Source organism: Streptomyces sp. NPDC042364, from assembly GCF_056437585.1.
Genome location: NZ_JBWKAJ010000010.1, coordinates 81,927 through 93,928 on the forward strand (window position 1 = coordinate 81,927; position 12,002 = coordinate 93,928).

General features: G+C 73.7%; 10 protein-coding genes. 2 read left to right on the top strand and 8 right to left on the bottom strand.

Translation table 11 applies throughout. From position 1 onward, the window contains the following. Nucleotides 1–40: 40 nt before the first annotated feature. A complete protein-coding gene (locus tag AC067N_RS21280; RefSeq protein WP_478680446.1) occupies nucleotides 41–1,621 on the bottom strand; it encodes an acyl-CoA mutase large subunit family protein in 1,581 nt (526 codons plus the stop codon). A 240-nt stretch (nucleotides 1,622–1,861) separates the two neighbouring features. Between AC067N_RS21280 and AC067N_RS21285 the strand changes: the two genes are divergently transcribed. Then, nucleotides 1,862–2,755 carry a L,D-transpeptidase family protein gene (locus AC067N_RS21285; protein WP_478680447.1) on the top strand — a complete coding sequence of 298 codons (894 nt, stop codon included), beginning with the start codon at nucleotides 1,862–1,864 and terminating at the stop codon, nucleotides 2,753–2,755. 328 nt (nucleotides 2,756–3,083) lie between these two features. On the opposite strand, the gene AC067N_RS21290 is transcribed toward AC067N_RS21285, so the two are convergent. The 4 genes from AC067N_RS21290 to AC067N_RS21305 all read right to left on the bottom strand — a co-directional run bounded on the left by AC067N_RS21290 (nucleotide 3,084) and on the right by AC067N_RS21305 (nucleotide 6,985). Further along, complete coding sequence (locus AC067N_RS21290; protein ID WP_478680448.1) at nucleotides 3,084–4,268, bottom strand: hypothetical protein; 1,185 nt, start codon at nucleotides 4,266–4,268, stop codon at nucleotides 3,084–3,086. Continuing rightward, the gene (locus tag AC067N_RS21295) at nucleotides 4,268–4,954 is read right to left on the bottom strand and encodes an RNA polymerase sigma factor (RefSeq protein WP_478680449.1); all 687 of its coding nucleotides are present in this window, start codon (nucleotides 4,952–4,954) and stop codon (nucleotides 4,268–4,270) included. Before AC067N_RS21295 ends, AC067N_RS21290 begins: the two co-directional genes overlap by 1 nt. 376 nt (nucleotides 4,955–5,330) lie before the next feature. Beyond that, nucleotides 5,331–6,371: a hypothetical protein gene (locus AC067N_RS21300; RefSeq protein ID WP_478680450.1), complete on the bottom strand. Its 1,041-nt coding sequence runs from the start codon at nucleotides 6,369–6,371 to the stop codon at nucleotides 5,331–5,333. Next, nucleotides 6,368–6,985 carry an RNA polymerase sigma factor gene (locus AC067N_RS21305; protein ID WP_478680451.1) on the bottom strand — a complete coding sequence of 206 codons (618 nt, stop codon included), beginning with the start codon at nucleotides 6,983–6,985 and terminating at the stop codon, nucleotides 6,368–6,370. The genes AC067N_RS21300 and AC067N_RS21305 overlap by 4 nt, the downstream gene beginning before the upstream one ends. 315 nt (nucleotides 6,986–7,300) lie before the next feature. On the opposite strand from AC067N_RS21305, the gene AC067N_RS21310 reads away from it, so the two are divergent. After that, nucleotides 7,301–9,805 (top strand): FG-GAP-like repeat-containing protein, encoded by a 2,505-nt coding sequence (locus AC067N_RS21310; protein WP_478680452.1) that lies wholly within the window; start codon nucleotides 7,301–7,303, stop codon nucleotides 9,803–9,805. 165 nt (nucleotides 9,806–9,970) lie between these two features. Here the strand turns inward: AC067N_RS21310 and AC067N_RS21315 are convergent, their stop codons facing one another. The 3 genes from AC067N_RS21315 to AC067N_RS21325 all read right to left on the bottom strand — a co-directional run bounded on the left by AC067N_RS21315 (nucleotide 9,971) and on the right by AC067N_RS21325 (nucleotide 11,840). Continuing rightward, nucleotides 9,971–10,408 carry a hypothetical protein gene (locus AC067N_RS21315; protein WP_478680453.1) on the bottom strand — a complete coding sequence of 146 codons (438 nt, stop codon included), beginning with the start codon at nucleotides 10,406–10,408 and terminating at the stop codon, nucleotides 9,971–9,973. Between the two features lie 192 nt (nucleotides 10,409–10,600). Continuing rightward, nucleotides 10,601–11,167, bottom strand: coding sequence for a hypothetical protein (locus tag AC067N_RS21320; RefSeq protein ID WP_478680626.1), 567 nt, complete (start codon nucleotides 11,165–11,167; stop codon nucleotides 10,601–10,603). Nucleotides 11,168–11,294: 127 nt separating this feature from the next. Beyond that, nucleotides 11,295–11,840: a hypothetical protein gene (locus AC067N_RS21325; protein WP_478680454.1), complete on the bottom strand. Its 546-nt coding sequence runs from the start codon at nucleotides 11,838–11,840 to the stop codon at nucleotides 11,295–11,297. Between the last annotated feature and the right edge of the window lie 162 nt (nucleotides 11,841–12,002).

Genomic DNA, 12,002 nt, shown 5'->3' on the forward strand with positions numbered 1-12,002 from the left:
ACGACAACCCGCCCCGGTGTCCGGAGGGCCACCGCCCCCGTCAGAAGGCGTCCGACGGCACGTACGTCCCCCACACCTCGCGGAGCGCGTTGCAGACCTCGCCGACCGTGGCACGGGCCTTCAGCGCCTCCCGCATCGGGTAGAGGACGTTGTCGGTGCCCTCGGCGGCCTTCTTGAGGTCGGTGAGGGCGGTGTCGACGGCCGCCTGGTCCCGCTCGGCGCGCAGCTTCGCGAGGCGCTGCGCCTGCTGGGCCTCGATGGCCGGGTCGACGCGGAGGGGCTCGTAGGGCTCTTCCTCGTCGAGCTGGAAGCGGTTGACGCCGACGACGACGCGTTCGCCGGAGTCGGTCTCCTGGGCGATCCGGTAGGCGCTGCGCTCGATCTCGTTCTTCTGGAAGCCGTGCTCGATCGCGGAGACCGCGCCGCCGAGGTCCTCGACCTTCCGCATCAGCTCGACGGCGGCGGCCTCGACGTCGTCGGTCATCTTCTCGATGACGTAGGAGCCGGCGAAGGGGTCGACCGTCGCCGTGACGTCGGTCTCGTAGGCCAGCACCTGCTGGGTGCGCAGGGCCAGGCGGGCCGACTTGTCGGTGGGCAGGGCGATCGCCTCGTCGAAGGAGTTGGTGTGGAGCGACTGCGTACCGCCCAGCACCGCCGCGAGGCCCTGGACGGCCACCCGCACGAGGTTCACCTCGGGCTGCTGGGCGGTCAGCTGGACGCCCGCGGTCTGCGTGTGGAAGCGCAGCATCAGCGACTTGGGGTTCTTCGCGCCGAACTCCTCGCGCATCACCCGCGCCCAGATCCGGCGCGCGGCACGGAACTTGGCGACCTCCTCCAGGATCGTCGTGCGGGCCACGAAGAAGAAGGAGAGGCGGGGCGCGAAGTCGTCGACGTCCATGCCGGCCGCGACGGCCGTGCGCACGTACTCGATGCCGTCGGCGAGGGTGAACGCGATCTCCTGCGCGGGGGAGGCGCCCGCCTCGGCCATGTGGTAGCCGGAGATCGAGATGGTGTTCCACTTGGGGATCTCGGCCTTGCAGTACTTGAAGATGTCCGCGATCAGCCGCAGCGAGGGCTTGGGCGGGAAGATGTACGTGCCGCGCGCGATGTACTCCTTCAGCACGTCGTTCTGGATCGTGCCGGTCAGCTGGTCGGCGCCGACCCCCTGCTCCTCCGCGACGAGTTGGTACAGCAGGAGCAGCAGCGCGGCGGGGGCGTTGATCGTCATCGACGTGGAGACCTTGTCCAGCGGGATACCGCCGAACAGCACCCGCATGTCGTCGATGGAGTCGATCGCCACGCCGACCTTGCCGACCTCGCCGTGCGCGATCGGGGCGTCGGAGTCGTGGCCCATCTGGGTCGGCAGGTCGAACGCGACCGAGAGGCCCATCGTGCCGTTGGCGATGAGCTGCTTGTAGCGGGCGTTGGACTCCACCGCCGTGCCGAAACCGGCGTACTGCCGCATCGTCCACGGCCGGCCCGTGTACATGGACGGGTACACACCACGGGTGAAGGGGTACTTGCCCGGCTCACCCAGCTTGTCCGCCGGATCCCAGCCCTCAAGGGCCTCCGGTCCGTAGACCGGCTCGATGGGCAGTCCGGACTCCGACTCGCGCGCCATGGTGTGTGCCTCCGCGTTGCTTGTTACTCGCTGGTTACTCGCTAGTACAGACGACCCTCGCGACGGACTGTAGCGGCGGCCGTGCGCCCGGTGGAGGGGCACCTGCTGGGACCTTGCTCACAACCATGCCCCGTTGTTCGCGGCGGGTCACGCCCGGGCAGCCTTTCGGACAGACCTGGCCGGCGGACGGCCGGGACCGCGCTGCCACGAGACCGCGGCCATGAGACGACGGGGAGCCGGATGCGCACGAAGGACATACGGAGATCTGTGGCCGTGCTCGCGGCGATCGTGGTGGCCGGCGGCTGCACGGGCCAGGTGGTGGAGGTCGACGGCGGCCCACGGCAGCCGGTCCGCGTCGACTCGACGGCCGCGCCGGGCGGCGGCCCCTCGGCGGACGACGGCGACGAGAAGGGCGGCGGCGACGAGAAGGGCGGCGGCGACGAGAAGGGCGGGGAGGCGGGCGGCAAGGGACGCGGCGGCGGAACGGCCCCCGCGGTTCCGCCCAAGGTCCTGTGGTCCCGTGGCGACGAGGGGTTCGAGGTGCGCGAACTCCAGGCCCGTCTCCGGCAGGTCGCCTGGCTGCACGTCGGACCGACGGGGACGTACGACGAGCTGACCGTCCAGGCCGTGAAGGGCTTCCAGGGCAAGCGGGGGCTGCCGCGGACGGGGCGGACGGACACCGCCACCTGGGCACGGCTGGTGCGGATGACGCGGGAGCCGGGCAAGTGGGAGCTGTACGCGTTCGGGGGCCAGCCCGCGGCGGAGCCGGACCCCCGGTGCCTCACGGGCCGGGTGCTGTGCATCAGCAAGACGAGCCGCACCCTGCGCTGGATGGTGGACGGCAGGACGCTGACGACGGTCGAGGTGCGGTTCGGCTCGCAGTACACGCCCACCCGCGAGGGCGTCTTCAGCGTCTACTTCAAGTCCCGCGACCACTGGTCGACCCTGTACGACACGGCGATGCCGTACGCGATGTTCTTCAGCGGGGGCCAGGCCGTGCACTACTCGTCCGACTTCGCGGCCCGCGGCTACAGCGGCGCCTCCCACGGCTGTGTGAACGTCCGGGACGAGGCTGCGATCGCCCGGCTGTTCGCACAGGTCAGGAACGGCGACAAGGTGGTCGTCCACTGGTGACGGGCCGTCGTCGGCGGGGCGGGCGCGGAGCCGGGGAGGAGAAGGACGACCGGGACAGTGGCGACGAGTGATGTGCGTCACAGGGCGCATAGCGGGAGAGCGCCGGAGGCGTCACTGGGACTACGGGGTGAACACGGGGGATTGGGGCGCGGGCGGGACCGGGGGAACGTGTCCCGCCCGCGCCTGGGTGCACGAGCCGTAGGTACGGGGGGAACCCCGGCTCTATGCGACGGCCGATGACCAGTCGGCTCACTCATTACTGCGGCGGGGCGGCCGAAAGTGTTACCCGTTACGGGAAGGAATTTCTGGGCGGGATGGAAACCGCAGGTCAGGCAGGGTAGGAGGGCCCACCGGCCGGGCTCGTGCTCAGGTCGACGGCGATCATCTCGACCGCCCCGCCCTGCCCCCGGTGGCTGTTGCCGCCCTTGGCCTTGCCGCCCTTGCCGCCCTTGTGGTGGCCGTTGCCCTTGCCGCCGGTCTTCTTGCCGTTGCCGTTGCCCTTGCCCCGGCCATGGCTCTTGCCGTTGCCGTTGCCCTGCCCGCTGCCCCGGCCGCGGTCGGAGTCGTCGTCCTCGTCGGGGTCGAGCCCGGAGCCGGTCTTCGACCCCGCGCCGGAGGAACCGGCGGTTCCCGAGGTGCCACCGGTGCCCCGGCCCTTGCGGTTCGTGTCGCCGGGGTTCCCGCCGCCCGTGAGTACGCCGTCGCAGTACTTCCTCAGCCGGCCTTCGCCCTTGCCGCCGGACGCGTCCTCCAGGCTGCGCCGGCGGTCGTCGGCCAGGTCCTTGCCGTCGCGGACGTCGCGGCACGCGGAGAGGACGCTGTTCCACCACTCGGGGGTGAGGCCGCCCCGGTTCCGCCCGGCGCCGTCCTCGGCCGTACCGCCGGCATCCCCGCCCTCGGGGGTGTTCTCCCCCGAGCCGCCGCCCCGCGGTGTGGGTTCGCCCTGCGCCCCGCCGCCCGTGCCGCCCTCCGGCGCGGCCTCGCGCGGCGACGGCGACATCAGCGGCCGGTCCGGCGACTGGGCGGGCGAGGACACGGAGACGGTGGGTTCCGGTTCGTCGTCCACGAGGGAGCCGACCAGGACACCGCTGCCCGCCGCCAGCACGGCGCCGCCGAGCATCCCGCCCGCCAGCGACGCGACCAGCCCGAAGCGCGCGGGCCGGCCCCAGCGGGCCCGCCGGCCGTCCGGGGCGGGGCGCCCGAGTCGTACGAGCCCGGCGTCGGCGACCGCCGTCGGTGTGTGGGTACGGCTGCCCCGTGCCCCGGCGGCCTCGTCCCGCTGCCCCGTGCGAGCGGTTCGGGCGGCGCGGAAGGCCGCCAACGCGGCTTCCTCGCCCGGCAGTTCGGCGCTCGGCGTGGCCGTCGGGGTGACTTCGGCGGCCAGTGCGCCGAGTGTCTCGGCGAGCCGGTCGGCCCGGGCGCGGGTGTCGGGGTCGACGGCTTCGAGCGGCTCGCCGCGCAGCAGCCGCTCCGCCATATCGCGGTTCAGCCACTTGTACTGCTCGTCGGCCATCACATGTCCTTCTGCGTCCGCGAACGCGTATGCGTCACACCGGCGGACGTGGCCGCGCGGGTACGCGGTTCTCTCGGTGGGGGCACGGCGTCCAGTGAGTCGCCGGATTCCGGATCGGCCTCCGCGGCCGCCTCCGGATTCTCCCCGATCAGCTCCGCGAGGCGCTTCAGGCCCCGGTGCGCGGCCGTCCGTACGGCGCCCGCGCGCTTGCCCAGTGTCTCGGCGGCGGTCTTGGCGTCGAGGCCGACCACCACCCGCAGCACCACGGCCTCCGCCTGGTCCTGCGGCAGCCGGGCTATGAGGGACAGCGTGCGGTCGGTGGCGAGTGCCTCCATCGCCTCGCCCGCCGTGTCGGACTCGGCCGCCCGGCTGGTCAGCTCGGTCTCGTCGCCCCCTATCGCGGGGCGGCGGCCACGCATGCGTATGTGGTCCAGCGCGCGGTTGCGGGCGATCCGTGCGGCCCAGCCGCGGAACCGGTCGGCGTCACCGGTGAACCGCTCCAGATCGCGGGCTATCTGGAGCCACGCCTCGGAGGTGACGTCCTCCGCGTCCGGATCGCCGACGAGCGTCCGTACGTATCCGAGCAGCCGTGGATGCACGGCGCGGTACACAGTCCGGAACGCGGTCTCGTCCCCGTCCTGTGCCGCAAGCACCGCGGCGGTCAGCTCCGCGTCGTCCCCCAGCACCGCGCCCCTTTTTGCGCCTAGGCCGGCGCCGCTCTCGCGGCCCGGGTTCTCACCGTCGTGGTTCTCGATTATCGGTTGCGGTCTCAACCTCACCGGTGGTCAGAGCTGTGGTCGTCCTCCGCGATCCGGCGCGAATGGCACGTTACGGCCTGAAACCGCTACCCGTCCATGTCCGTAGAACATGCAACTAACTCGTGATCCGGCGAGGTGTGACACAAATCCGGGGTGCGGCGCTGTAGGTAGTACGGGTCGCCGCGCGGCCCGTGCCGCGCGACGGTCGGGGCCTCTCCTGTGGGGGGTGGCGGCCCCGGCCGTTGCCATCGGCGGAGTCGGCCGGGTGCCTTGCGAGTACGGGGGTCTCGCGAGCACACCGGCCTTACTTCGTTCCGGAGCCCTTGTCCGCCCCGTCCACCGGGCCGGGGGTCTTCCCGTCCGTCGGCTCGTCCGCCTGGTCCTGCCGGTCCGCCCTGTCCGAGGTGCCCGGCGTGGCCGGCTCTTCCGCCCGGTCCGGCTTCCCGGTGGCGGCCGCGGCCGGTTCGCCCGCGTCGCCGGGCTTCCGCCCGGCCTCGGACCCGGCGGGCCGCCCTGTCGCGTCCGGCTTCCCGGCGGGGTCACCGGCCCGCTCTTCCCGGTCCGCGGCGGCCCCGCCGCCCTCGGCCCCGGCGAGCTGGGCGGCGCAGTACGCGGCGACCTCGGCCGTGCCGCCGGCCGCGTCGGTCAGCCGCCGCCAGGCGGTGGCGTCCAGAGCCCGGCCCCGCCCGTCGGCCTTCTCCTCGTACGCGCGACAGTGGGCCTCGGTGTCCTGGGCGCCGGCGGGCCGGTCGACCGTCGACGGATCGGCGCCCGGGGTCACGGAGGGGCCCGGCGCCGCGGGGGCGCTGTGCGCGGCCCCCGTACGGCCGTTCCGCGGCTCGCTCTCCGGCCCGCCGCCGTCGCCGTCGCGGGTGGCGGAACCTATCGCCGCGAAGGCGACACCGCCGAGGGTGAGGCTGGACAGCAGCACGGCCAGGGTGGTGCGGACGGAGAGCTGCACCCGGCGCCGCGGGTTCGGGCGCCAGTCGTCCCGCCGCCGCGTGCGCCCCGTACGCGGCCCCTGCTCCCGCGCCGCCCGGAACGCCTCCAGTGCGCGCGCCTCTCCCGCGCTGTCCGCCTCGGCGCGACCACGCACCGCGACGGCGAGGAGGTCGAGGGGCAGGGCGTCGGCGGCGGTGAGGCCGGTGTCGGAGAGGTCGGCGGGACCGCGGGCGCCGGAAGCCGGGGCGCCGTCCAGGGCGTGGTGGCCGTCCCGGCCCGCCCTGTCGTCGCGTCGTTCGCCCATGTCCGACTCCGCCCTGCCCGACGGCATCTCGCGCCCTTCGCTGTCGCCGTGCCGCCCATCGCTGTCGTGGCCGCGGCGGCTGCCGCCGCTGCCGTTCATCCCGACTCCCCCAGCGTCCGGGCGCCCTCTTCCGTCACACCCTCGGCGCGGAGCAGCTGGGCCAGCCGCTTCAGCCCCCGGTGGGTGGCGGTGCGGACGGCGCCGGGGCGTTTGCCGAGGACGCGGGCGGCGGCGGGGCCGTCGAGGCCGACCACCACCCGCAGCAGCACGGCCTCGGCCTGGTCGCGGGGCAGCCGGGCGACGAGGGCGAGCGCCTTCTCGGTGGAGAGCGACTCCAGCGCCTGGTCGTGCGTGTCGTGGACGCCGGGCAGGTCCAGCAGGTCGTTCTCGAGCGCGGTCGCCCGGGGCCTGACCTTCTGCCGCCGCAGATGGTCGAGGGCCCGGTGCCGGGCGATGGTGGCGGTCCAGCCGCGGAACCCGACCCCGTCGCCCTTGAACCGCCCGAGGTCGCGTGCGATCTCCAGCCAGGCGTCCGAGGCGACGTCCTCCGCGTCGTCCCCCACGATGCCGCGCAGATAGCCGAGCAGCCCCGGCTGCACCAGCCGGTACGCCACGGCGAACGCGGCCTCGTCGCCCTCCTGTGCCCGCGCGACGGCCACGCCCAGTTCCCCGTCGAACGCCTGCACGCGGCGAGGTTCGCCTCCCTGGCCCAAGAGCTGTCCTAGTCAGTACGAGATCGCGGTCCGGGGCCCTTCCCGACCCCTCGGGATCGTCGGCGGGCCCCACGCTCATCTGCGTCCGGCCCCGCGGAAGTGTCACAGAGCCCCGGACGGAACCGTCGTGGATCACTCTTAAGGGGGAGCAACTCCCGTCTGCATGACTTGAGTCACACGCATGCCGCGCAATGGTGATGTTCTCGGCCGCTTGTGCTCTGAATAGAAGGCCGCCCTCGTGCCGGGTGGTGTCTTTGCGTTTTTCGTGTAGGGGTGGGGCATTTGATTCGCCGTAAGGGCCGTGCGTACCGACCGATGAGTGCGAAGCGGAGGGCGTGGCTGACACTCGGCGCGGCCGTCGCGGGCGGCGCGAGCGTGGTGTCGTACGCCGTGGTGGGGCCCCAGGACGGCACGGCGCCGTCCGCCGCGCGGGCCCAAGGTCCCGTCGGGGTGCACGACTTGGCGCTCACCGCCGGCGATGGCGGTGGCCCCGCCCTGGCCCCCACCCGCACCGCTCCCTTCTCCCTCCTCGGTGTCTCCTGGACCGATGCCGCCACCCGGCTGGACGGCACGGCCCAGGTACGCACGCGTGACGCCGTGACCGGCGAGTGGAGCGGCTGGCACGGCCTGCGCCCGTCCGTCGCCGGCCCCCGAGGCGCCCGCGGCGCCTCCGAGCCGCTGTGGGTCGGCCCCAGCGACGGCGTCGAGGCCCGTGTCGTCACGGCCGGCGGATCGCCGGCGGCACAGCCCCCGAAGGGGCTCAGGGTCGACCTCGTGGACCCGGGGACGGCGGACGGCACGGCCGGGCACACGGCCGCGGCGGCGGGTGCGGCGGGCGCGGACGGCATGCGCAACGCGGCGTTCGTCACCGACGATCCGCCCGTGGCCGTCCCCTCCACCGTCACCCGTCCCCCGATCGTCGGCCGCGCCCGATGGGGTGCGAACGAGTCGACGGTGGCAGGCTCGCCGCAGTACAACGACAAGGTCGGCGCGGTGTTCGTGCACCACACGGGCGGCACCGACGCCTACAGCTGCGCCGACTCCCCGGCGCTGGTCCGCGCGCTCATGGCGTACGACGTCGAGGCCGGCCTCGGCGACCTCCGGTACAACTTCGTCGTCGCCAAGTGCGGCCGGATCCACGAGGGCCGCGCGGGCGGCGCCGACCTGCCGGTGCGCGGCGCGCACACCCCCGGCTTCGACGGCGCCTCGACGGGCGTGGCGGTCCTCGGCGACTACGACGGCTCCCTTCCGACCCGGGCCGCAGTGGAGTCGGTGGCCCGGCTCGCGGCCTGGAAGCTGGGCCAGTACGGGGGCGATCCGACCGGCGAGGTCACGCTCACCGCGTCCGAGGACGGCGGCGTGTACGGGCAGGGCGAGCCGGCCGAACTGGACGTGATCTCCGGAGGGAAGGACGCGGCGTCGACCGCCTCCCCCGGCGCGAACCTCTACGCGGAGCTTCCCGAGATCCGCCGCTACGCCGCCTCCCCCGCCCGCAACTCGGCGGTCCCGACCGCCGACTACACGGGCGACGGCGTCAGCGACCTGGTCGCCGCCACGCCGGGGACCGGCAGCGGTGTGCTCACCCTCGTGCCGGGCGGGACCGGTGGCCCGGTCGCCGCCGCCAGGCTCCGCCTGGACCAGTCGAGCGCGGGCGTCCCCGGTGCCGCCGAGTCCGGCGACCAGTGGGGCGCGGCCACCGCGTGGGGCGACGTCAACGGCGACGGCTACGCGGACCTCGCGGTCGGCGCGCCCGGCGAGGACGACACCACCGGACACGCGGACCGGGGCGCGGTGACGATCCTCTACGGGCCGTCCTTCACCGCCGACGCCGACACGATGGCCCTCGGCGACGACTACGAGCCGAAGGGGGCGCGGTTCGGCGCCACCGTCGCGGTCGGCGACTTCAACGCCGACGGCCGGGCGGACGTGTTCACGGCCGCCACCGGTACGGGCGGCAACTGGGCCGCCCGGTTCAACGACGGCCACGAGGTCGCCGGTGATCTCACCACGGCGACGGGCTCGTTGGCGTACGCGGACGCCGCGAGCGGCGACTTCAACCGCGACGGGTACGCGGATGTGGTCCTCAACTACCGGGACGCCTCCGGAACCGGCAGGGTGACCTGGTTCAAGGGCTCGCGGTCGCTGGGGCTCACCAAGGCGGCGACCCTGACGGTGAAGGGCGGCCGTGCCGTCGCCGCGGGCGACGTCGACGGCAACGGCTACGACGACATCGTCGTCGGCCAGCCGTACACCGGTGAGTCGGGCGGCAGCGCGGGCGGCCAGGTGACGGTGGTCCCCGGCTCGGCCAACGGCCCCACCACGACCGGCGTGCGGACCGTCCACCAGGGCACGGCCGACGTGGAGGGCGCGTCGGAGACGTCCGACGGGTTCGGCGCCTCGGTGTCGGCAGGGGACGTGAACGCGGACGGCTACGCCGATGTCCTGACCGGCGCACCCAACGAGGACATCACCCGTGCCGGGACGAACCGCGCGAACGCGGGCTCGGTGTGGCTGCTGAGGGGCACGTCCTCGGGGCTGACCGGCAGCGGCTCCCTCGCCCTCTCCCAGGACTCGCCCGACGTCGCCGGCTCCACGGAGAAGGACGACAAGCTGGGCTCCGCGGTCTCCCTGACGGACTTCACGGGTGACGGTCACGCCGATCTCGTCGTCGGCGCGGAGGGCGAGGACGCGGGGAACGGCACGATCCTGCACGTGCCGTCCCCGGGCGGCACGCCGACCACGCCGAAGTCGGCGTACTACGGCGTGACGCAACTGGGCACGGCGACGGGGGCGCGGCTGGGGCAACGCCTGACGCCGTGAGTTCGGGCGCCTGTTGCGGCCGGGGCTGCGCCCCGTGCTTTCCGGGATGAAGGGCGGGCCCGCAGGCCCGACCCTTCAGGGGCGCGGGGAACTGCGCGAGAAACCACAACCCACCCGCACCCGCCGAAGAACCCGCGCCCCCGAGCTGCTGAGCGCACGGGCCTCCTACGCGGAGCGCATCGCGTCGCGGCACAGCAGCCGCAGGGAACCCTCACCCGTGTAGCAGCGGCGGGCCTCCTCGAAGGGGTCCCAGTGACGGCCGTCCCAGGTGCGGACCCAGTACCCGCCCCCGGCCTCGACCCACTCACCGCCGGCCCACCGCACGACGACCTCACCGCCGTACGCGCCGAACCCCCGAAGGACACCCTCCACGGCGGCGTACGGCGCTTCCTCCTGCCGGATCTCCTCGATCATCCGGTCCACCCGCCACAGGCTCTGCGCCGAGTAGTCGAGGCGCACCCGCGCCCCTTCCCGCATCACCGCCACCGCGTCGGCCGCCCACCGCACGGGCTTGGCCGCACTCCCCGACCGCTGTGCGGGGCCGTCACCCCAACCGAACTGACCGACCGAACCGACCGAACCGAATGTCTGCTGTGCGCTCACACCCGTACAAGCGCTCGCCCCGCCCCTCGCGTCACACGGTCCGGTCCCCTTCGACGGCACCGGCGCAGTACCCCCACAACCGCCCCCAGGACACCCACAGGACCCGCTCGCAAAGCGCGGTTTACGAGGTACGGGCCGCCCTCGGCCCCACGGCCTCCTCGGCCGCACCGCCTCCTCGGCCGTGCCGCGCCCTCAGCCCCGCACTCCCCGCGCCCGCCGCGACACGACCGCTTGCAGTATCCGTCGTCCCTCCGTGGAGACGTCGAGCACCTGCCGGACGGCCCCCGCGCCGTGCCCCGCGATCAGTTCGAGGACGACGACCTGGCGCCGGAGTTCGGCGGCGACGAGATGCGAAGCGCCGTCGGTGTGCCCCTCCCGGCACGCGTCCACGGCCTCCGCGCCCCCACGGTCCAGCGGATCGAGCAGCTGGTGGATGCGCAGCGCGGCGACGGAGCACACCTCGGCCCACTCACGCAGCCCCTCCCCGGACCGCTCGTCGGGCACCGCGTCGAGCATCCGACGGGCGAGCACGACGACGTCCTCCCCCTGGTCACCGCCCCCGTCGCCGGTGTCCAGCTCACCCCGTATCTTCGCGACCCGTTCGCCCCAGCCGTCCCCGTCGTCCACCAGCCCGGCCCACAGCGGGCGCAGGACCTCGTCGTCGCCGCCGAGAAGCGGTACGCAACGGTCCAAACAAGCCAACCCGCTTGCCGCCAGACCGCGTTCGTCGGCCTGGGCGATCAGCTCCACCAGGCTCATCACGCCTCCCTCGATCCTGCTCGTCATCGCTCGACAGGGCCCCGTAATCCGAGAACTTCCGGGCGTTCCCCCAACGCCACTAACGGAACCCGCACTTCCCCTTACTGCGTGCAACGGCCCGGGATTGTCACAGCGGTACGATCCCAAGCCGGTCGAGCAACCTGAACAGGATATTTTCAGCCAGAGGGTCCACCGGTCCAGGTTCCGTGGCCAGCACTTCGGCCAGGATCTCCTCGTCCACGACCCGTCCCGCCTCCGCCGCCCAGGCCACGGCCCGCCCGGCGGCGTCACGGGGTTCGAGGAAGTAGTCGTCGACGGTGAGCCCTTGACCGCCGTCCCCGAGGTAGTCGGCCATGGCGGTCCGCGCCAGACACGTCGTCCACGCCCCGCTCTCCGGCCCGGCCGCCTCCACCACGACGCAGTCGCTGTCCATGACGAAGCCGAACAGCGCGGGCGCGCCCGTCTCCCGGGCCAGCGCGTTCATGTTCCCGACGTCACCGACACCGTCGCCGCCCGCCGCACCGTCGCCGCCGGCACCTCTCGGGTAGGCCCAGACCTGCCACCCGTCGGCCGCCGCGGTGCGCAGTGTCATCCCCTGCGCCCCGGCCAGCGCGTCCAGCTCGGCGAGCGGCCGCTCGCTGCGGCCCACGACGTAGTACCCCCAGTACCCCATGCCGGGAATACACCACAGCCGCCGGGCGGTTCGCCCCCGGAATCGGGCAATCCGCACGGTTGCCCGAAGACGACCTCAAACCGAGACGGGCTCCGGTGCGCGTGGCCCGCTCCGCGCCTTGTCGTCCTGCATCCGGGTGAGCGCGAGCAGGTGAAGGAACCG